Raw genomic sequence first — 19,728 nt, 5'->3', positions numbered from 1 at the left:
CCATGCTGACATTTATTGCCAAGCGACTTCTATCCGGCGCGGTGACAATTTGGTTTATCGCCACTGCAACGTTTTTTGCTATGCACGCCGTACCCGGTGACCCCTTAACGCAAGAAAAGGCGATGTCACCTACGGTCAGGGCGCAGCTAGAGGCGCGTTACGGATTAGATAAGCCCTTAATTGAGCAGTACCAATTGTTCCTCAGTAATATGCTACAGGGGGATTTTGGTATTTCCTTTACCCAAGAAAACCGTAAAGTTAACGATATTATTAGTAAGCATTTCCCAATATCCGCCATTTTGGGAATTACTGCGGTGTTGATTGCCTTGGTCGGTGGTGTTGCGGCAGGTACCGTGGCGGCCTATTACCGGAATCGCTGGCCTGACCGTTTGGTCATGATTGGTGTTATTGCCGCGATATCAGTGCCGAGTTTTGTCATTGCAGGGTTGGCGCAGCTCATTATTGTGGCAATGAATAACGCGGCCGGTAAAACCTTATTACCGGTGGCGGGTTGGGGAAGTGTGAATCATATTTGGGTGCCAGCCTTGGTCTTGGGCTTGGGTACTATGGCTTACTTAAGCCGTATTATGCGGGCTTCGATGCTCGAAGTGTTGAGCGCAGACTTTAATACCGCAGCCAAAGCCAAGGGTGTCCATGGCTGGAGTTTGTTTTGGCGCCATCAATTACGCAATGCCGTATTGCCGGTGGTCACCGAATTAGGTCCCACAATTGCAGGGGTCACCACCGGGGGGTTTGTGGTGGAACTGATTTTTGCAATTCCTGGGCTAGGCCGGTATTTCGTGCAGGCCGTGCAGCAGTTAGATTACACCGTCATCATGGGCACCACCGTATTTTACGGCGCATTTTTGGTGCTTGTGGTGGTCGTGGTGGATATTAGCTATGGGATTATTGACCCCCGAATACGGCTTCATGGCGGGGGTGGCCGCTAATGAATATATCGGTATTTCGCTTCGCTAAACGAAGCTGGGCGACAGAAGATCTAGAGCAAATAACGCCTTTGCCGCTGCCAAAAATGGCGACCCCAGCGGTAGTGATGTCGGCACTGGTGGTCATCGCCTTGCTACTTTTTGTCAGTGTCGGGCCGATGGTGTGGCGTCAAGATCCGTCCTTGCAGTGGCTGTCGCAAATTTCGGCTGGACCAAGTGGTCCCCATGCAGCGCGCTTAATCAGCGAGAGTGGAGCGTGGCAGCCGCCTGCAGCTGAAGCGCCGCAGACCTTAATTGTTCACGACGCTAATACCGAGTTTGTTCGTCTGCAATGGCCGAAATTAGACGGTATAAAGCGCTACCGAATTTATCGTAGCTCGGCCCACAAGGCAGGTTTAGGACTAGCGATCGCGGAAACGGACAATGCTTATTACCAAGACCAACTGCAACTCAGTTATCAGATTTATCGCTACACCATTGCTGATGCGGAGACCGGTTTGTTGTTACTGGCACGGGAAGTCCGACCTGAGGCAGCCATATCTTTGTTTGAGGCCCAGTTGCAGGGGCTTGTGCCGGTTGGGCTGACGGAAGGCAGTCAGGGGCAGTGGGTAGAATTGCCCGGGCACCCGCTGGGCACGGATGCCTTGGGCCGGGATATTTTAGCGAGATTGATGGCCGGCGGCAGAACCTCGCTCTTTGTTGGTGTTGTTGCACCGCTGCTCTACATCAGTTTTGGCTGTATATTTGGCGCGATTGCGGGCTTGGCTGGGGGCTGGATTGACCAAGTTGCGATGCGCTTTGTCGATTTTGTGGTGGCCCTGCCATTTTTGCTGTTTATGATTTTGTTTCGTGTCGCCTTTGGTATCGGCCCTGGTGAAAACGGCATCATGCCGCTAATTGTTGCCATGCTCATGCTGAGTTGGCCTGGCAGTGCGCGGTTAATTCGCGGGCAGGTACTGGCCCTGCGTGGTCAAGCATTTGTTGAAGCTGCAAAACTTGCGGGGGTCAGCACCAGCCGGACAATACTCCGGCATATGCTTCCTAATGTGCTGCCGATGATACTGGTCGCCTTTAGTTTTGCTATTCCGCAAGCGATTTTCACCGAAGCCTTTTTGTCTTTCATTGGTATGGGTGTATCGCCGCCAACCACGTCCTGGGGGGCGCTGTGCAATGACGGTATAAAAACCTTGTTATCCCACCCTCGGCAATTGTTATTGCCGGCTTTCTTTATCAGCGTATCGGTGTTGGCCTTTAATTTACTTGGCGATGCCTTGCGGGATGCCACCGATCGCCGGGCGGGGGTGGCAAAAGCATGAATTTACTCGATTTGGACAATTTGCAGGTGAGTATTGGCCCCGTGCACGCCGTGCGCGATGTGTCACTGCGTTTGGCGCCGGGCGAGTGCCGGGCCTTAGTGGGGGAGTCTGGCTGTGGCAAATCGGTAACCGCCATGAGTTTATTAAATTTAATGCCCGCTGCGGCGCAGACCAACGCCGTGCGCTGGGATTTTGCGGGCCAGGATATGCGTCAGCTCAGTGAGCGGGATTGGCGGCGCTTGCGGGGGAATGAGATCGCGATGATCTTTCAAAACCCAATGACTGCATTGGACCCCACTCAGACCATCGGCAGCCAAATTGCAGAACCACTGCGGATTCATAAGGGCTTGTCGAAACGCGAGGCGAGTATGAGGGCGATTGCGCTACTGGAGCGCCTTGCCATCGCGAACCCGGCCCAGCGGGCGGCACAATACCCCTTTGAATTCTCTGGCGGGATGCTGCAGCGCGCAATGATCGCCATGGCCGTGGTTTGCGAGCCACAATTACTGATTGCCGACGAGCCAACGACTGCACTCGATGTTACCGTGCAAGCTGAAGTGTTGAGTATTTTGCGTGAGCTGCGTGAATCCAGCGGCACCGCCATGTTGTTTATTACTCACGACCTAGGCGTGGTTGCTGAAATTGCCGACTCGGTGTCGGTCATGTATGCCGGGCAAACCATTGAAACGGGTAGTTTGCGCGAGGTTTTCAACACCGAAGCCCACCCTTATACCCAAGCGCTAAAACGGGCGGTGCCGAATATGGCGCACCCGCAGCGTTTGCAAGCCATCGCCGGAACGCCGCCGGATTTGCGCCATCCTCCAATGGGCTGCGGTTTTGCGGCGCGCTGCTCTGAACGTATGGCGATTTGCGACCAGCTGCCACCCAATTTTTCCTGTAAAGCGGGTACCGAACACCTGGCGCGGTGCTGGCTCTGGCACCCTGAACACCCGGCGCGCTGGCGGGAGGCGGAGCAATGAGCAGCGCAATTGTTCAGATGCAGGAGTTACGCTGTCATTTTGGTAGCGGCGACGCTTTGTTGGCCGCGGTCGATGGCGTCAATCTTGAAATAGAAGCGGGGGAAGTCTTGGGCTTGGTCGGTGAGAGCGGCTCAGGCAAATCGACCTTGGGGCGGATCATTGCGGGTTTACAGCCGCGCTCGGCAGGTGAGTTGATCATTGGTGGCGAGGCGATGCCTCGCCACTATAATCGGCGCCAATTTAAAACGATGTCCACCCAAATTCAAATGGTGTTCCAAGATAGCTATGCCAGTCTAAATCCCCGCATGACAATATTGGCTAGCCTGCAAGAGCCGCTGTGGAGTCAGGGGGTGGACGCCGCGGCGGCGAGGGCCAAGGCCTGCTATTGGCTGGAGCGAGTGGGTTTACCCCAGTCCGCAGGGGAGCGCTACCCGCATGAGCTCTCCGGCGGCCAGCGGCAGCGTATTGGTATCGCACGGGCATTTATCGCCGAGCCAAAGTTAGTTATATGTGACGAGCCAGTCTCTGCACTAGATGTGTCAGTGCAGGCGCAAATCATTAATTTACTGCAAGAGCTGCAAACCGAGCACAATACCGCTATGTTGTTTATTGCTCATGATCTAGCGGTGGTGCGTTTTTTGGCAACCCGTACAGCGGTAATGTACCTTGGTGAAATTGTTGAACTGGGCGCAACACCACCGTTATTCGAAGGGCCGCGGCACCCCTACACGGCGAAGTTGTTAGCGGCGCACCTAGATGGGGTCATCAAAGAACGGAAATTTGCGCCGGCAATACGGGGCCAGTCGGCAGGACACAAAGCTCCGCTGGCATCAGATAGTGGCTGCCGGTTTGCACCGCGCTGCGCTATGGCGGAACCAGCGTGCAGCGCAAACCCGCCATGGTTGCGGCCCACCAAAGTAGCGACTATGGCAGCCTGCCATCGCTTGGCGGATGTGGAAATTTTAAAGCTAAGAAAGTAATGTCATGGCCGCGAGGCCAATAACCATACAATACGGATCGATAAATAATGAAAGTACAAATGGATGCAGCGAGTGTGCTGGCAATAGCGGCAAGCTTATTTAAAAGCGGTTTGCTGGATGCAGGGCGCACAGAAGCAAAACGTTATTTCCGCGAGCTAGAGGCGGGGCGGGAATTGATTTTGACCGATATGACCATGCCTGATAAGTCAGCGCTGCGGGTCAAGCTGCAATTATTGCCTCAGGAGTTTCGCGGCAATTTGAATTTCAGTGCATTTAAGGAGCAGCTGCTATATCTGACCGCAGAGTTGGCGAAAGTAATCAATGCCAAAGCAGAACCACTGGTAATGAGCGACGACGGCGGTAATCAGCTACTCTTTAATATTCCGGCGCTGACCTATATCGATGGGGTATTAAATGCATTGGTTTTGGGGGCCGACCTGCGACGCCCCGGGGCGCTGGTATTGCAACTGATGTTTATCGATCCGGAGCAATATCGATCTGCAGAAGTCAAAACAGCGACCAGCTAGTGTTGACAGTGAATACAAATGTCGATAGCTTGCCTAGCTGAATATCAGTGGTCGGCTTGCCTGAGTTTTTTGGGTGCGGCGCCAATAACAACAAGCACTATTTTAGGGGGCGACTTTGTCAGCAGAAATGGAAAGTATTGCAGCAGTTATTAAAGCAGCGCGTGCGAAAGTGGGCATGCCAGACAATGTGGATTTAACACAGCATGCAAATTTGGGGGCTATGTTTAACCACTGCGTCAGCAAATTTGGTAATTTGCCCGCGATGTCCTGTATGGGCGAAACCATTACTTATAGCGATCTAGATAAGCTTTCAGCTCAATTTGCGACATATTTACAGAAAAATACTAATTTGCGCCCCGGTGACCGCATTGCACTGCAAATGCCTAATATCTTGCAATACCCGGTCGCGTTGTTTGGCGCTATTCGCGCTGGTTTAATTGTGGTCAACACCAACCCACTTTACAGTCAGCGCGAGTTAAAGCACCAGCTGAATGACTCCGGTGCAAAAGCATTGGTTGTACTCGCCAATGTCGCGGAAGCGGCGGCTGCAGTGGTAGATGAGACCCCCGTCGAATTCGTCATTGTGACTGAAATTGGCGATCTGCACCCAACTGCAAAACGGATACTCATTAATAACGTCGTTAAGCACGTTAAAAAAATGGTGCCCAAGTTCAAATTTAAGAACGCAGTTAAATATCGCAGTGTTTTGGCCAAGGGGAAGAGTGGTGAATTTACCCAAGCGAACCCTGATGCTGAAGACGTTGCATTACTGCAATACACCGGCGGTACTACCGGGGTATCTAAAGGTGCGATGATCAGCCATCGCAATTTAATGGCGAATATTCTGCAGAGTAAAAATCTGTTTGAAAGCTTTGGCCTGAAGGAAGGCGAAGAAACCTTTCTGTCGCCCTTGCCGCTATACCATATTTACTCCTTTATGCTGTCTTTCTGCGTGATGTTACAGGGTAACCATGGCGTCTTAATCGCCAACCCGCGTGACCTTGGCAGTGTAATAAAAGAAATGAAGCGCTATCGCTGGAGCGGTATGAGCGGGATTAATACCCTGTTTGTACAGTTGTGCAATAACGAGGAATTCCGAGCGCTGGACTTTTCCTCGGTTAAAGCCACTATGTCAGGCGGTATGGCCTTAACAGCCGGTGCAGCAAAAGAGTGGATGGACGTCACTGGCGCTGAGGTTTACGAAGGCTACGGTCTAACTGAAACATCACCAGTGGTCTCCATTAACCCGGGTGGTAATAATCAAATTGGTACGATTGGCGTTGCCTTGCCTGGTACTGAGATTCGCATCGTTGTTGACGGCGTTGACAAGGGTGTCGGTGAACGTGGTGAACTATGTGTTCGTGGCCCGCAGGTGATGATGGGCTATTGGCAGCGTCCAGACGAAACTGAAAAAACCATTATTGATGGTTGGCTGCACACGGGTGACGTCGCTGTTGTGCAAGAAGATGGTTACATGCGCATTGTCGACCGTATGAAGGACATGATCATTGTCTCCGGTTTTAATGTTTACCCCAATGAGATTGAAGACGTTTTGAGCGGCCACCCCAATATTGCTGAATGTGCGGCAATTGGCGTGCCTGATGAAAAGTCTGGGGAAGCAGTTAAAATCTTTGTAGCTGCCAAAAAAGGCGATATTGACGTCAGTGAGCTAAAAGCATTTTTGCGTGAACGCCTCACCGGCTATAAAATGCCTCGCTATATTGAAGTGCGTGATGAACTGCCTAAAACCAATGTTGGTAAGGTGTTGCGTCGCTCGCTTCGCGACGAGGAGCTCGCCAAGCTCGCCAAGGCTAACAAATAGTCGTTTAGCTGTTATGCATAAGTAAAAGGCGCCAACTGGCGCCTTTTTTGTTTTTAATGGAATGTATGTCTGAAATTCGATCAGAAATGAGTTCGGCCGTCGCCGTTGCGCTAGATCCGCAGGCCTTATTGGGCCAGTTGGATGACTGTTTCTTAGCCGATCGCTTCTCGCTTGGTCGCGCCTGTCGGCAATTGCAGCAACAGGCTGCGACGGGCGCTGACATTAGTCAGAAGCTAACGGCGCTGGGCCAGCGCTTTGCGGCCTCGCAGGCCAGAGTTCTGCAACGGCGGGGGAGCTTGCCGGCAATCGCCTATCCGCCAGATTTGCCCGTAAGTCAGCGGGTCGATGATATTCGCGCTGCTATTAGCGAGCATCAGGTTGTTGTCGTCGCGGGGGAGACTGGCTCGGGGAAGACCACCCAAATCCCCAAAATCTGTTTAGACATGGGCCGTGGCGTTGCTGGCCTCATTGCTCATACTCAGCCGCGCCGTTTGGCGGCGCGGGCGGTGGCTCAGCGCCTGGCGGAGGAACTTGGCACAAGCTTGGGCGAGGGCGTTGCCTTTCAAATTCGTTTTCAGGAAGTCAGCTCGCCGAACAGCCATATCAAATTGATGACCGACGGTATTTTGCTGGCGGCGATTCAGCGCGACCGCTTCTTGAGTGAATACGACACCATCATTATTGATGAGGCCCATGAGCGCAGCTTGAATATTGATTTTCTGCTGGGTTATTTGAAAACCCTGCTGCCTAAGAGGCCCGACTTAAAACTGATAATAACGTCGGCCACGATTGATGTCGCACGTTTTTCCGAGCACTTTAATAATGCGCCGGTAATTGAGGTTTCTGGCCGCAGTTTTCCCGTTGAATATCGCTACCGACCGCAAGAGGAGTTGAGTGCCGATAACGATCTGGGTGAGGCCGTTGAGGCGGTGCTGCGAGAATTGATTGCTGAGGGCGCCCAACGCAGCGGTGATACCTTGGTTTTTCTTAGTGGCGAGCGGGATATTCGTGATGTGACTCGGCATTTGCGTAAAGCAGATTTGCCGGGGGCAGAGGTGCTGCCTCTGTATTCTCGTTTAAGCACGGCTGAGCAACAGCGGATTTTTGATTTGCGGGGGCGGCGTGGTTGGCGGGTGGTTTTGGCAACCAATGTTGCGGAAACCTCGCTAACCGTTCCGGGGATCCGTTATGTGATTGATGGCGGCACGGCCCGTATTAGTCGCTACAGCGTGCGGAGCAAGGTGCAGCGATTGCCGATAGAGCCAATTTCACAAGCTAGCGCCAATCAGCGCGCCGGACGTTGCGGCCGTGTCGCGGCTGGTATTGCCTACCGTCTGTATAGCGAGGCTGACTACTTGGGTCGGCCGGTGTATACCGAACCAGAAATTCAGCGTACCAATCTCGCGGCAGTTATTCTGCAAATGCTCCAGCTCAAGCTGGGGGATATCAGTGCTTTTCCGTTTGTGGATGCCCCCGATAATAAATTTGTTAACGACGGTTTTGCCTTGCTTGCCGAGCTGGGCGCGATAAAAGACGGCAAGCTCAATAAACTCGGTCAGCAATTGGGCCGCTTTCCTGTTGACCCACGTATTGGTCGTTTACTGCTGGCTGCTGCCGATGGCGGATGTTTGCGAGAAATGCTTATTATTGCCAGCGCGCTAAGTATTCAAGACCCTCGCGACCGGCCAGCCGATAAACAGCAAGCTGCCGATGAAAAACACCGCCGCTTTTGGCAGCCAGATTCAGATTTTATGGCCTTTGTTGGTTTGTGGGATTACGCCGAGGAGCAGCGTCAAGCGCTGTCGGCGAGTCAGTGGCGCAAGCTCTGTCAGCGCGAATTTTTATCTTGGACGCGGATGCGGGAGTGGCGCGAGGTTCACCACCAAATCACCTTGATGTGTCGGCAATTAAAATTGCCGGTGAATCGTGAACCCGCGGATTTTGACAGCATTCACCGTGCCTTGCTGCCGGGCTTTTTAGGGCAAATTGCCTGCAAAGATGAAGAGCGGGAATACCTCGGCGCCCGCAATCGGAAATTGCGGATATTTCCTGGTTCCTCTTTGTTTAAAAAAGCGCCGAAATGGATTGTAGCTGCAGAGCTTGCGGAAACTACCCAGCTCTACGCGCGTTGTGTGGCAAAAATCGACCCCGAGTGGGTATTTGGTATTAACGATGAGCTGTTAAAACGCAGTTATTACGAGCCTCACTGGCATAGCCGCAGTGGCCGTGTAATGGCCTATGAGCAAACCATGCTCTATGGCCTGCTGATCCGTGATAAAAAGCGGGTTCACTACGGCCCGATTTCGCCGGTCGAAAGTCGTGAAATTCTAATTCGACAAGCCTTGGTCGAAGGCCGCTATCAAGGCAAAGCCGAGTTCTTTCGCCACAATCGCAAATTGATTGACGAAATCGGCGAGTTGGAAGATAAGGCTCGGCGCCGAGATATTTTGGTATCTGATGATGAGCTGTTCCGCTATTACAATGAACGTATTCCCGACGGCATAATCACGGCTGCGCATTTGGAAAGCTGGTTAAAAAACACAGCGCCGCCACGAACCTTGTTTTTGAGTCGCGGGGAGTTAATGCGCCACGCCGGTAGTGATGTCACTGAGGAGCAATTCCCTGACACCTTGCACTGCGCCGGCATGATTTTGGCGTTGAGTTACCATTTTGAACCTAATCACCCTGCCGATGGTGTTAGTGTCTCCGTGCCATTGGCAAGCTTGACGAAACTGCCAGAAGGACGGCTGGAGTGGCTGGTGCCGGGGCTACTGCGGGATAAGTGTATTGCACTGCTTAAGAACCTGCCAAAAGTGCAGCGTAAGCAGTTAGTGCCAGTACCGGACTTTGTTGACAAGGCGCTGCCCATGCTGTCAGTTGATGATGTGGGTTTACTGCCGAGCTTGGCTGAGGCGTTACGGAAAATCAGCGGTCTGCAGATTGATGTTGCTGAGTGGTCGAGGAACAACCTCGATAATTTCTATCGCATGAATATCCGTGTGCTCGATAATGCCGGAAAATTGTTGGCTCAAAGCCGAGATTTTCGGGCACTTTGTGCAGAACTGGCCGTGCAGGTACAGCAAGGTATCGCCGAAGAACGTGGTAGCGGATTTGAAACCAAAACCCTAACGGACTGGGATTTTGATCGCTTGGAACCCCGTTATGAGTTTAAACAAGGCGGCGCAACGCTTGTTGCCTATCCGTGCTTGCGGGATCAAGGTGAAGGTGTTGAATTAAGCTTGGCGGAAACCGATGCCGATGCTAAACAGGCTAATTTGCGCGGCGTACAACGCTTACTTTTATTGCGGCTTGTTCAGCAGTGTAAGGCTTTGCGAGCGAGTTTATTTCGCAGCAATACAGCACAATTGCAATTATCGGCGGTTGGAGAACAGAAAAAGCGCTGGCTGGAGGACTGTTTGTTGGCTGCAGCGCAGCACAGCTTTGCGCTGAGTGATGATTGTTTACCCCATACTAAAGAAGAATTTGAGCAAGTTTGGGAGCAGGGGCGTGGCGGCTTTGTTGCCGACGCGGAGGCCTGCGCTGAACTATTAAGTCGAATACTGGAAAATTACGCCGATATTCGGCGCAGCCTTAAAAAACTGAATTCACTCAGTTGGATTCACAGTATCAATGACATAAATGGTCAATTAGCCGCTTTGTTCTTCGAGGGTTTCATAACGGACCTGAGTCGTGAGGAACTTGTGCAATATCCGCGTTATTTACAGGCGATATCACAACGGATAAGCAAATTGGATGGTGCTTACCAGCGTGACCGGCAATCGACCTTGGTACTTGAACCGCTGCAACAGCAGTTTTTAGAGTTTGTGAAGAAACTTCCGGAAAAGCATCGCCGTCACCCGAAGGTGATGGAGTACCGCTGGCAAATGGAAGAGTTGCGGATTTCATTGTTCGCTCAAAACATGGGCACTCGAACGCCGATTTCGGAGAAACGACTGAAAGTTCTCTGGAAAGCCTTGGTGCAAGATGTAACATTATTAAATTGAGTGCGTCTCTATATTACTAAATCGAATGACGTCGATATCGCGTATGAGGTCCATCGCTTAAAACTGCTATGCTCATGGTGCGATGGATTATTGAATCGTTTTCTTTTTAAATGCTGGCTTACATACTTAGACTGGAGAATAACAATGACTCAGAAAACCTTTACTAAAAAGCCGATGGCTGCGGCCTTTGGTGCAGCCATACTCGCTTCTGCGATGAGCCCAGCGATGGCTGGTGAAAACCCCTTTGCCGCGAAAACACTGACGTCTGGTTATGAATTGGCAATGGGCAACGCCGACAAAGCGGCGAAATCTGAAGCGAAGTTCGACGCCGAAAAAGCCAGCGCAGAAGCGCAGTGTGGTGCAGACAAAGCAAAATCCGCGCACGAAGGTAAGTGTGGCGAAGCTAAGTGTGGTGCTGACAAGGCCAAAGCGGCTCACGAGGGCAAGTGCGGTGAAGCCAAATGCGGTGCTGATAAAGCCAAGGCGGCGCACGAAGGCAAGTGTGGCGAAGCCAAATGTGGCGCTGACAAAGCCAAAGCTGCTCACGAAGGTAAGTGCGGCGAAGGTAAGTGCGGTGAGGGCAAGTGTGGGGCTGTTAAAACCAAAGTAGAGGTCAAAGCTGCCATTGAAGGTAAGTGTGGCGAGGGTAAATGCGGCGCTGACAAGATGGCTAAGTAGTAAATGACGGATATACAGCTAGTGGGTAAGGGTGAACCCCGTGGGTGAGGTGCCGAGTGCACTTGCGGGGTTGGGCTTGCGGCGGGGATTGATTCCTGAACTACAAGCCCTTACTCGTGGTGAACTGGATTTCCTTGAGGTTGCGCCGGAAAACTGGCTACATATCGGCGGCCGCTTTGGTCGTTCATTTCGGGAGTTAGCTGAGCGATATCCGGTCTACTTACACGGTTTATCATTGAATATTGGCGGCTTCGCTCCGCTGGATAAAGGTTTGTTAGGCGATATAAAGGAGTTTATCCGGCGGTTTGATTGCCCGCTGTACTCAGAGCACCTGACTTATTGTGGCGACCAAGGCCAGCTCTATGATTTATTGCCGATACCATTCACGGAGGAGGCGGTTTATCACGTTGCGGAGCGGGTTAAGCAGGTTCAAGACACCTTAGGTCAGCGCATTTTGCTTGAAAACGCCTCTTATTATGCGGCGCCTGCGCAAGCGATGTCTGAAAGTGAATTCATCAACGCGGTATTGAGCGAGGCTGACTGCGATTTACTTTTGGATGTGAATAATATTTTTGTTAACAGCGTAAATCACAACTACGACCCCTATCAATTTTTACATTCGCTGCCTTTGGCGCGCGCGCGTTATATTCACATTGCAGGGCATTTCGACGAAGCCGAGGATTTGAGGGTCGATACTCATGGCGCTGATGTCATTGAGTCGGTCTGGGCATTACTCGACGAGGCTTATCGGCTCTGTGGGCCCTTGCCGACGCTCTTGGAACGAGACTTTAACTTCCCTCCAATGGCAGAGTTGTTGTTGGAAGTAAGTCAGATTCGTCGAGCACAAGCTAAAGTTAAGGTTGTTGAGTCCTTTGTCATTGGATGTGATGGCAAATGAAAGGCTTTCAGCAAGTGCAGCAGTGTATGACGGATTTTGTCCGTGACCCAGATGTCAGCCCAGGGCCGGCGGGTATTGAGCCCCGGCGCTTAGCAATTTATAGGGACTTATTCTTTAATAATATAGAGGGCTTTCTCAGCAACGGATTTCCGGTTTGTCGAAGCCTGTATGCTGAAGATGACTGGTATGCCTTGGTACGGGATTTTATGCGTTGCCACTGCTGCCAAAGCCCGTATTTTTTGCGGATAGCAGAGGAATTTCTCAGTTATCTCGAAGATCGACGCAGTGCCGAGCTTGATCCGGTGTTTTTGCGGGAATTGGCGCACTATGAGTGGGTCGAGCTGGCCTTGGATATCGCGGAAGACGAGCTGCCACCGGCGGTTGGTGTCGACGACATTCTTCGTGTCGCTCTCAGTGTTTCCCCGTTGGCTTGGTCCTTGGCTTATCAGTTTCCGGTACATCATCTTAGTGTGGATTTTCAACCTCGTGAGCCTGCGGCTGAGCCAACGTATATTGTGGTTTACCGGAATCGCCTAGATGAGGTTCGGTTTCTTGAAATTAACAGTGTCACGGCCAGGCTGTTGGCTATAGTCGCCCAATCGAGCGGGAAAGTATCTAGTGATGTGCTGGCTGAGATCGCAGGGGAATTAAATGTCGAGTTTTCGGCGGTGGTGACTTTTGGTAGCGAAATATTGCGGCAATTGCTGGATCTGGATATTTTGTTGGTAAATTAGTGGTAATGATCCAATTGGTGCCAATTTCTAGCCTATTAGGTATAGTGATGGCCGGTTTTGGACTTAAAGAGTGATTTGGGTAGATGATTCCAATGCAACGAAAAGTCTGTGCCTTGCTGGTGTTGTTGTCAATGCTGGGAGTAGCAGGGGCGAACGCGGAGAGCGACGGTGATCCCCGCGATCCTTGGGAGGGTTTCAATCGCGGTATATTTGCGTTTAATAATACCGCTGACGAATATTTGGTGCAGCCGATAGCGCGTGGGTACCGCAAGATTACGCCCGCTATTGTTGATCAGGGTATTGCCAATTTCTTTAATAATATTGGCGAAATCAAAAACATGACGAATGATTTATTGCAGGGCAAAGTTGGCGATGTGTTCGTCGATGGCGGTCGCTTTATTATCAATACTACCGTTGGGGTAGTTGGTTTTTTTGATGTGGCTAGTCATATTGGCTTAAAGCGCGAATCTGAAGACTTTGGTCAAACCATGGCGGTGTGGGGCGTTGGGCCTGGACCGTATTTGGTGCTGCCGTTTTTAGGGCCGAGTAATATTCGCGATGGTGCTGGCCAGGGCGTTGACTCTTTAGTGTCAGTGACTGGTGCGATCGATCCAGAGACGGCGCGCTATGGCATGAGCCTGCTGGATTTGCTGCAGGTTCGCGCCAGTTTGTTGGGCACCGAGGGTTTGGTGTCGGGTGATAAATACACTTTTTTCAAAGACGCCTATCTACAGCGTAGAGAGTTCCTGATAAACGATGGCCAGCTTAAAGATGATTTTGGCGATGAAGACTTTGAGTCTTTTGACTTTTAAGATCGTGCCCCTTCAAAAGGCTGTTAATCCTCCACACGATTGCCCCTTGTGTGTGCGGGTGGATGCGGGTAAAAAGGCTGAATGAATAACACCTGTCCTCATCGGATTCTGCTGGTTCAACAGGCGGACGCAATTCAAGCTCAGCTCGTTGTTTCTTTAGAGCGACTCGGCATGGAAGTTGTGGCCATTGCCGATTGTGCCTTAGCGATGCCGAGTTTCCGTGAAGAAGATATCGATATTGTCATGATTGATATCGATTTTCCTGAGGATCGTGGTATTGATCTTCTGGGTAAAATGGCCGCTGATCCACGGGAACTCCCGCTGATAGGTCTTTCTCGTCGTAAAAGCATGGCTGATATTCTTGCCGCTGTGCGCCATGGTGCAACCGATTATTTGATGTTGCCGACCGAAAAATTGGTTGTTATAAGTCATGTTCTTGATCGGGCGCTGGAACGAGGTGCCTTAAAACGCGAAAACTTGGCGTATCGAAATAAGCTCGAAAGCGCTAACCGCGAATTGCTGGAAAGTTTAACCCTACTACAGCAGGATCAGCAGGCTGGTAAGCACGTGCAGCAACTGCTGCTACCAGACACACCTAAGCAAATATCTAATTACCAATTCTGTCACTATATTTTGCCCTCCTTGTACCTTAGTGGTGACTTTGTTGACTATTTTGTGGTGGGTGAAGATCATGCCGTATTTTTTGTTGCCGATGTTTCTGGTCACGGCGCTAGCTCGGCATTCGTTACCGTCTTTCTGAAGAATCTATTTGCGCGTAAGCGTAGCGATTTTTTACATCGAGGCTCAACCGCCATTCTATCTCCTGCGAAAATGCTAGCCATTGCTAATCGTGAACTATTAGAGATGGGTATTGGCAAGCATGTGACGCTGTGTGTGGGTGCGTTCGATTTAAAATGTAATCAATTGTCCTATTCTGTGGCGGGGCATTTGCCGGCGCCGGTACTGGCGGTCGATGGTAGAGCAGAGTTTTTGCCCGAGCACGATATGCCGGTAGGCTTATTTGCGGACGCACAATTTACTGACCATATGATCAGTTTTCCACCGGGGGCTGTGCTGAGCTTGTTCTCTGATGGTATATTAGAGGTCTTGAACAGTGATACCTTGGAAAATAAAGAGCAGCTCTTGCTTGATTTGTTAAAACAGGGTCAAAACTCCTCAACGCAGCTGGCCGAGACCTTTGGTTTATTTGATATAAACGAAGCGCCGGACGATATCGCAATTTTAGTTGTAAGTAGGTTATAGGCGAATGCAGCCTGGTCGAATTTTAGTAGCGGGACAGGACGGTGCCTTTGTAATAAAGCTGGTTGGCGACGTGCGGCTGACCCTTTGTACTACCTTGGATGAGTTCTTCGACGAAATGTTCTCTGTCGAGGGCTTTGCTAGTGTGGTGGTGGATTTATCCGATGCCATTAATGTCGACAGCACTACCTTGGGCTTGCTTGCTAAATTAGCGATCAAGGCTAAAGAAAAATTTGAGTTTGTCCCGCTTATTTTGTCCACCAATCCCGATATTACCCGTGTGCTGCAGAGCATGGGGTTTGACCGAGTGTTCCGTATCCGTCAAGAGCCCTTGTTGGACGATGAGGACCTGGGGGAGTTGCCAGTATTAGATGCCAGTGAAGAGGGCGTTCGCAGTCGCGTCCTTGAAGCCCATCGCACGCTAATGGGCTTAAGTGATAGTAATCACGCGAAGTTTAGAGAATTGGTGTCACTGCTAGAAGGCCAGTGTTTTTAGGCCAGTCGTGTTTTACTCAACGCCGATTACGCTTAATTTAGCCCTGATAAATTCACTATGGGGTAAATAAATCAGATCCGAAATTTTACGAATTAGGTGGTCTTCGTATTTATCTATTCGGCCGTCTTCTAGCGCCACTTCCCATAGTGCCAAGACTAACTGGTATTTCTCTATATTATTGCAGTTGTCATTAATATAACGGGTAAAGGGGTAGAGCGAGGTGCTGTCGTTACCGGTTTCTCGGGCTTTGGCGATAAATGCATTGATATCGCTAAGGCTGACCGAAAAGTGTTGAAGTAGAATATTGCGGATTTTATCGATTTCCGCGGGGTCTTCTTGGAAGTCTGCTTTACTGACCTCCAGCAGCAGTGCGGCAGTGACCAGCTCCAAGGTCATATTGTCGCTATTGCCGGTGTCATCTGCGACCGCGAAAAGTTGCTTCAGTTTTTCAAACATGCCGGTTCCACCCTCGCAGTAGAGTTTCTAATTTAACTTGGTCTGCGGCAAATGCGCGAATTCCTTCCGCTAGTTTTTCGGTGGCCATGGCGTCTTCATTCATCGCCCAGCGGAAGTCGATTTCGTTAATCGAAATTTTGGCCTGAGATGCAAAACTCATTTCGGGTGACAGGCGGCGGGGCAGGTCGCCGTTGTCTTCTTTCAATTCGCTCAACAGGGCTGGGCTAATAGTGAGTCGGTCACAGCCCGCCAATGCTTCAATTTCACCGCAATTGCGAAAGCTTGCGCCCATAACAACGGTTTTGTAGTTGTGTTGTTTGTAATAACTGTAAATCGCGCTAACCGATTGCACGCCGGGGTCTTCATTTGCGTTGGCCGGTTTTGCGCCGTGAGCGACATGCCAGTCCAAAATCCGGCCAACAAAAGGCGAAATTAAGGTGGCGCCGGCTTCTGCGCAGGCTGCTGCCTGAACTAGGCTAAAGAGCAAAGTTAGATTGCACTCAATGCCTTCTTGCTCGAGGACTTTTGCCGCTTCGATGCCTTCCCATGTTGAGGCGATTTTAATCAGCAGGCGGCTTTTATCGATTCCCTTGGTTTGATAAAGCTGAACGATGCGGCGACCTTCGTTAATCATCGCCTCGGTGTTAAATGACAGGCGGGCATCGACTTCAGTCGACACCTTGCCAGGTACGAGTTTAGTAATTTCGGCGCCAATTTCTACCGCTAGCTGGGTGGCTGCGCTTTGTAGTTGTATAGGGTCGTCGGCATCGTGGAGTGTGTTTTTCACAACGTCGTCTATTAAGCCACTGTACTGCGGTAGTGCGGCGGCTTTCAGAATTAATGAGGGATTAGTGGTCGCATCTTGGGGGGCAAAGCGAGCGATGGCTTCTATATCCCCAGTGTCGGCAACGACATCGGTCATTGATTTTAATTGATCGAGTTTACTGCTCATTATTGATTAATCCTTTAATTGCTTAACTACCAGCTGCGCTCAACATAGGCTAGCGCGTCGCTGAGAACTTCTAGGCCTGCGCCGGGGCGGTGAGCGTGTTCGCTGATATGGCGACGAAACAGCTTGCCGCCTGCTTGACCATTAAACAGCCCTAGAATATGTCGGGTCATGTGGTTTAGTCGGGTGCCTTTGACCAGCTCCGCCTCAATATAAGGAAACAAGTCGTGGATGATGTCACGCCGAGTTTTGTTAGTAGCGGCTTGCTGATAAAACTGCTCATCTACCTCCGCCAGTATATAGGGTGTTTGGTAGGCGCTGCGGCCCATCATAATGCCATCGACATATGACAATTGCGAGTTGGCGTCTTCGAGGGTCTGGATGCCGCCGTTGATGATGATCTCCAGGGTTGGGAAGTCCTGTTTTAGTTGGTGAACTAATTCATAATTTAACGGCGGGATTTCTCGGTTTTCCTTGGGGCTTAGGCCCTGCAGCCAGGCTTTACGAGCGTGGACAATAATGGCGTCGGTACCGGCCTCAGCAATGGCCCCCACAAATTCTTGGAGTGGGCCGTAGCCCTCTTGTTCGTCTATGCCGATCCGATGCTTAACGGTGATCGGTATGTCGCCAGCGTCTTTCATCGCCTTTACGCAATCGGCAACTAAGCTCGGACGGGACATCAGGCAGGCGCCAAAAAAGCCGTTTTGTACTCGGTCGGAGGGGCAGCCGCAATTTAAATTCACTTCATCGTAACGCCATTGTTCGGCCATCCGCACTGCAGTCGCCAGATCTGCGGGGTCGCTGCCGCCCAATTGCAGCGCTACAGGGTGTTCAATATCGCTGTAATCTAAATGACGCGCTTGGTCGCCGTGGATTAATGCGCCAGTGGTTATCATTTCCGTATACAGAACGGCATGACGGCTTAGCTGGCGCCAGAAAACCCTGCAATGGCGATCTGACCAATCCAGCATCGGAGCGACGCAGAAGCGGCGGTCGAGAGTTTTTTTGCTCATCTGCGTTGAAATACCTCTGCGGATGGATGAATCTTGGCAGTATCGACACGTATAATGGCCGTAGCATGAGCTTGCTGTCATTATTGGTGGCGCGCTGAAAACCCTATTGTATTCAAATGGTAATAAACACTCCATGACTGTTCGCACTCGTATTGCTCCGTCCCCCACTGGCGACCCACATGTGGGCACTGCTTATATCGCCTTATTCAACTACTGCTTCGCTAAAAGTCAGGGCGGGGAGTTTTTGCTGAGGATCGAAGATACCGATCAACAGCGTTCAACTGCCGCCTCTGAGCAGGCGATTTTTGATTCGTTGCGCTGGCTGGGTTTGGATTGGGACGAGGGTCCGGACGTGGGCGGTCCCCACGGGCCTTATCGGCAGAGTGAGCGTAGTGAAATATATCGCGAACATTGCGAGCAATTAATTGCGGCGGGCCACGCATTTCGTTGCTATCGGACACCGGTCGAGCTAGATACTTTGCGCGAGGCCCGTCGTGAGGCGGGTGGTCATACGGCGCTTAAATACTCCGATTTGAAATTAGACGATGCCGAGAACGCGCGCCGAGAGGCCGCCGGTGAGCCTTACGTCATTCGTATGTTTGTGCCAGAAGATGACGGCCACTGCGAGATCGATGACATGCTGCGAGGTAAAATTGAACTGGAGTGGGGCCAGGTCGACGCCCAAATATTACTGAAGTCTGACGGTTTACCAACCTACCACCTCGCTAATGTGGTTGATGATCATTTGATGGGGATAAGTCATGTGCTGCGCGGCGAGGAGTGGATAAATTCGGCGCCAAAACATAAGTTGTTGTATCAGTATTTTGGCTGGGATATGCCTGTACTGTGTCATTTGCCTCTATTGCGCAACCCTGACAAGAGTAAACTCAGTAAGCGCAAAAACCCGACCAGTATTAATTATTATAAGCGCATGGGTTTTTTACCCGAGGCAATGTTGAATTATTTGGGTCGCATGGGCTGGTCAATGCCAGATGAAAGCGAGAAATTCAGCCTGCAGGAAATGATTGCCCATTTTGATATTAGCCGAGTGAGCTTGGGTGGGCCGATTTTCGATGTGGAAAAGCTGCGCTGGCTCAATGGTTTGTGGCTGCGCGAAGACTGCAATCCAGAGCAGCTCGCCGACCGCCTGCAAGAGTGGGCTTTGAATCGCGATACCCTCATGAAAATCATACCGCATATTCAGTCTCGTATTGAGGTGTTCAGTGATTTGGCACCCTTGGCGGGGTTTTTCCTATCTGGCATGTTGCCCCTTACACCGGCCAGCTTTGCTGTTTCAAGTTTAGATGAGGACGAACTTCTTACCTTATTGCAGTGCGCGGCTTGGCGCCTAGAAGCGCTAAGTGATTGGCAGCGAGATGCAATCTTCGCAGAGATAAAGTCACTGGCAGATGGCTTAGGTATTAAATTAAAAGATTTTATGCCGCCGCTGTTTATTGCTATTGCGGGCACCACCTCGTCAATTTCAGTGGTCGACTCCATGGAAGTACTTGGCCCCGACATGAGTCGGGCGCGTTTGCGCCATGCGGTCGAGGTGCTGGGTGGTGTGGGTAAAAAGCGCCTTAAAAAATTGGAGAAGCGGTATCAGCAAGCGTGTGAAGCGAAGGCGTAAATATCTTGCTGTCTTGTAACCGAGTGGGTGTGGTAAAGAAATTAACGAGATTTTTCATCCACTTGTTGACAAGGTCAAGGGTGATCATTAATATGCGCATCCTCTGCTTTGGGGCTATAGCTCAGCTGGGAGAGCGCTTGCATGGCATGCAAGAGGTCGGCGGTTCGATCCCGCCTAGCTCCACCAAAGTTTTGAAAAACCGCTGAAAAGCGGTTTTTTTTTGCCT

At 51.0% G+C, this 19,728-nt stretch carries 17 protein-coding genes and 1 tRNA gene; 15 read left to right on the top strand and 3 right to left on the bottom strand.

What is annotated here, in order from left to right; all coding sequences use genetic code 11:
* The first annotated feature begins 2 nt into the window (after positions 1-2).
* The 13 genes from ABYT30_RS04840 (at position 3) to ABYT30_RS04780 (ending at position 15,454) form a co-directional block, all read left to right on the top strand.
* Positions 3-950: an ABC transporter permease gene (locus tag ABYT30_RS04840; protein ID WP_373095466.1), complete on the top strand. Its 948-nt coding sequence runs from the start codon at positions 3-5 to the stop codon at positions 948-950.
* Positions 950-2,263: an ABC transporter permease subunit gene (locus ABYT30_RS04835; RefSeq protein WP_373095463.1), complete on the top strand. Its 1,314-nt coding sequence runs from the start codon at positions 950-952 to the stop codon at positions 2,261-2,263. The genes ABYT30_RS04840 and ABYT30_RS04835 overlap by 1 nt, the downstream gene beginning before the upstream one ends.
* Positions 2,260-3,243, top strand: a complete 984-nt coding sequence (locus tag ABYT30_RS04830; protein ID WP_373095460.1) for an ABC transporter ATP-binding protein — start codon at positions 2,260-2,262, stop codon at positions 3,241-3,243. Before ABYT30_RS04835 ends, ABYT30_RS04830 begins: the two co-directional genes overlap by 4 nt.
* Positions 3,240-4,223 carry an oligopeptide/dipeptide ABC transporter ATP-binding protein gene (locus ABYT30_RS04825; protein WP_373095457.1) on the top strand — a complete coding sequence of 328 codons (984 nt, stop codon included), beginning with the start codon at positions 3,240-3,242 and terminating at the stop codon, positions 4,221-4,223. The genes ABYT30_RS04830 and ABYT30_RS04825 overlap by 4 nt, the downstream gene beginning before the upstream one ends.
* Before the next feature lie 47 nt (positions 4,224-4,270).
* Positions 4,271-4,750, top strand: a complete 480-nt coding sequence (locus ABYT30_RS04820) for a hypothetical protein (protein ID WP_373083690.1) — start codon at positions 4,271-4,273, stop codon at positions 4,748-4,750.
* 127 nt (positions 4,751-4,877) lie between these two features.
* Complete coding sequence (locus tag ABYT30_RS04815; RefSeq protein ID WP_373082075.1) at positions 4,878-6,572, top strand: AMP-binding protein; 1,695 nt, start codon at positions 4,878-4,880, stop codon at positions 6,570-6,572.
* A 65-nt stretch (positions 6,573-6,637) separates the two neighbouring features.
* Positions 6,638-10,576 carry an ATP-dependent RNA helicase HrpA gene (hrpA, locus tag ABYT30_RS04810; protein WP_373095455.1) on the top strand — a complete coding sequence of 1,313 codons (3,939 nt, stop codon included), beginning with the start codon at positions 6,638-6,640 and terminating at the stop codon, positions 10,574-10,576.
* Positions 10,577-10,720: 144 nt separating this feature from the next.
* Entirely contained in the window at positions 10,721-11,254 is a 534-nt protein-coding gene (locus ABYT30_RS04805; protein ID WP_373095452.1) for a hypothetical protein, read from the top strand.
* 40 nt (positions 11,255-11,294) lie between these two features.
* Positions 11,295-12,152: a DUF692 domain-containing protein gene (locus ABYT30_RS04800; RefSeq protein WP_373082071.1), complete on the top strand. Its 858-nt coding sequence runs from the start codon at positions 11,295-11,297 to the stop codon at positions 12,150-12,152.
* Entirely contained in the window at positions 12,149-12,886 is a 738-nt protein-coding gene (locus tag ABYT30_RS04795; RefSeq protein ID WP_373082069.1) for a DUF2063 domain-containing protein, read from the top strand. Before ABYT30_RS04800 ends, ABYT30_RS04795 begins: the two co-directional genes overlap by 4 nt.
* A 92-nt stretch (positions 12,887-12,978) precedes the next feature.
* Positions 12,979-13,698, top strand: a complete 720-nt coding sequence (locus tag ABYT30_RS04790; RefSeq protein ID WP_373082066.1) for a VacJ family lipoprotein — start codon at positions 12,979-12,981, stop codon at positions 13,696-13,698.
* An 81-nt stretch (positions 13,699-13,779) separates the two neighbouring features.
* Positions 13,780-14,961 (top strand): PP2C family protein-serine/threonine phosphatase, encoded by a 1,182-nt coding sequence (locus tag ABYT30_RS04785; protein ID WP_373082063.1) that lies wholly within the window; start codon positions 13,780-13,782, stop codon positions 14,959-14,961.
* A 4-nt stretch (positions 14,962-14,965) separates the two neighbouring features.
* Positions 14,966-15,454: an STAS domain-containing protein gene (locus ABYT30_RS04780; RefSeq protein WP_373082061.1), complete on the top strand. Its 489-nt coding sequence runs from the start codon at positions 14,966-14,968 to the stop codon at positions 15,452-15,454.
* Between the two features lie 12 nt (positions 15,455-15,466).
* On the opposite strand, the gene ABYT30_RS04775 is transcribed toward ABYT30_RS04780, so the two are convergent.
* Genes ABYT30_RS04775 through dusA form a run of 3 tightly spaced genes read right to left on the bottom strand, consistent with a single transcriptional unit; the run spans position 15,467 to position 17,872 of the window.
* A complete protein-coding gene (locus tag ABYT30_RS04775; protein WP_373082059.1) occupies positions 15,467-15,910 on the bottom strand; it encodes a TerB family tellurite resistance protein in 444 nt (147 codons plus the stop codon).
* On the bottom strand, positions 15,903-16,862 hold the full coding sequence (gene tal, locus ABYT30_RS04770) for a transaldolase (RefSeq protein ID WP_373082057.1): 960 nt from the start codon (positions 16,860-16,862) through the stop codon (positions 15,903-15,905). The genes ABYT30_RS04775 and tal overlap by 8 nt, the downstream gene beginning before the upstream one ends.
* Before the next feature lie 26 nt (positions 16,863-16,888).
* The gene (gene dusA, locus ABYT30_RS04765) at positions 16,889-17,872 is read right to left on the bottom strand and encodes a tRNA dihydrouridine(20/20a) synthase DusA (protein ID WP_373082055.1); all 984 of its coding nucleotides are present in this window, start codon (positions 17,870-17,872) and stop codon (positions 16,889-16,891) included.
* A gap of 133 nt (positions 17,873-18,005) precedes the next feature.
* Between dusA and gltX the strand changes: the two genes are divergently transcribed.
* Positions 18,006-19,502, top strand: coding sequence for a glutamate--tRNA ligase (gltX, locus tag ABYT30_RS04760; protein ID WP_373082053.1), 1,497 nt, complete (start codon positions 18,006-18,008; stop codon positions 19,500-19,502).
* 110 nt (positions 19,503-19,612) lie between these two features.
* A tRNA-Ala gene (locus ABYT30_RS04755) sits at positions 19,613-19,688 on the top strand.
* The last annotated feature ends 40 nt before the right edge of the window (positions 19,689-19,728 follow it).

Source organism: Zhongshania sp. (genome assembly GCF_041623545.1).
Classification (GTDB): domain Bacteria; phylum Pseudomonadota; class Gammaproteobacteria; order Pseudomonadales; family Spongiibacteraceae; genus Spongiibacter.
Note: the sequence above shows the minus strand (reverse complement) of the source record. Positions and strands in the feature narration are given on the sequence as shown.

Coding starts and splice junctions, on each gene's coding strand:
- ABYT30_RS04815 (WP_373082075.1), top strand. CDS start 4,878: ATGGAAAGTATTGCAGCAGTTATTAAAGCAGCGCGTGCGAAAGTGGGC.
- ABYT30_RS04805 (WP_373095452.1), top strand. CDS start 10,721: ATGACTCAGAAAACCTTTACTAAAAAGCCGATGGCTGCGGCCTTTGGT.
- ABYT30_RS04790 (WP_373082066.1), top strand. CDS start 12,979: ATGCAACGAAAAGTCTGTGCCTTGCTGGTGTTGTTGTCAATGCTGGGA.
- ABYT30_RS04820 (WP_373083690.1), top strand. CDS start 4,271: ATGAAAGTACAAATGGATGCAGCGAGTGTGCTGGCAATAGCGGCAAGC.
- hrpA (WP_373095455.1), top strand. CDS start 6,638: ATGTCTGAAATTCGATCAGAAATGAGTTCGGCCGTCGCCGTTGCGCTA.
- ABYT30_RS04785 (WP_373082063.1), top strand. CDS start 13,780: ATGAATAACACCTGTCCTCATCGGATTCTGCTGGTTCAACAGGCGGAC.
- ABYT30_RS04775 (WP_373082059.1), bottom strand. CDS start 15,910: ATGTTTGAAAAACTGAAGCAACTTTTCGCGGTCGCAGATGACACCGGC.
- dusA (WP_373082055.1), bottom strand. CDS start 17,872: ATGAGCAAAAAAACTCTCGACCGCCGCTTCTGCGTCGCTCCGATGCTG.
- gltX (WP_373082053.1), top strand. CDS start 18,006: ATGACTGTTCGCACTCGTATTGCTCCGTCCCCCACTGGCGACCCACAT.
- ABYT30_RS04840 (WP_373095466.1), top strand. CDS start 3: ATGCTGACATTTATTGCCAAGCGACTTCTATCCGGCGCGGTGACAATT.
- ABYT30_RS04825 (WP_373095457.1), top strand. CDS start 3,240: ATGAGCAGCGCAATTGTTCAGATGCAGGAGTTACGCTGTCATTTTGGT.
- ABYT30_RS04795 (WP_373082069.1), top strand. CDS start 12,149: ATGAAAGGCTTTCAGCAAGTGCAGCAGTGTATGACGGATTTTGTCCGT.
- ABYT30_RS04835 (WP_373095463.1), top strand. CDS start 950: ATGAATATATCGGTATTTCGCTTCGCTAAACGAAGCTGGGCGACAGAA.
- ABYT30_RS04780 (WP_373082061.1), top strand. CDS start 14,966: ATGCAGCCTGGTCGAATTTTAGTAGCGGGACAGGACGGTGCCTTTGTA.
- ABYT30_RS04830 (WP_373095460.1), top strand. CDS start 2,260: ATGAATTTACTCGATTTGGACAATTTGCAGGTGAGTATTGGCCCCGTG.
- tal (WP_373082057.1), bottom strand. CDS start 16,862: ATGAGCAGTAAACTCGATCAATTAAAATCAATGACCGATGTCGTTGCC.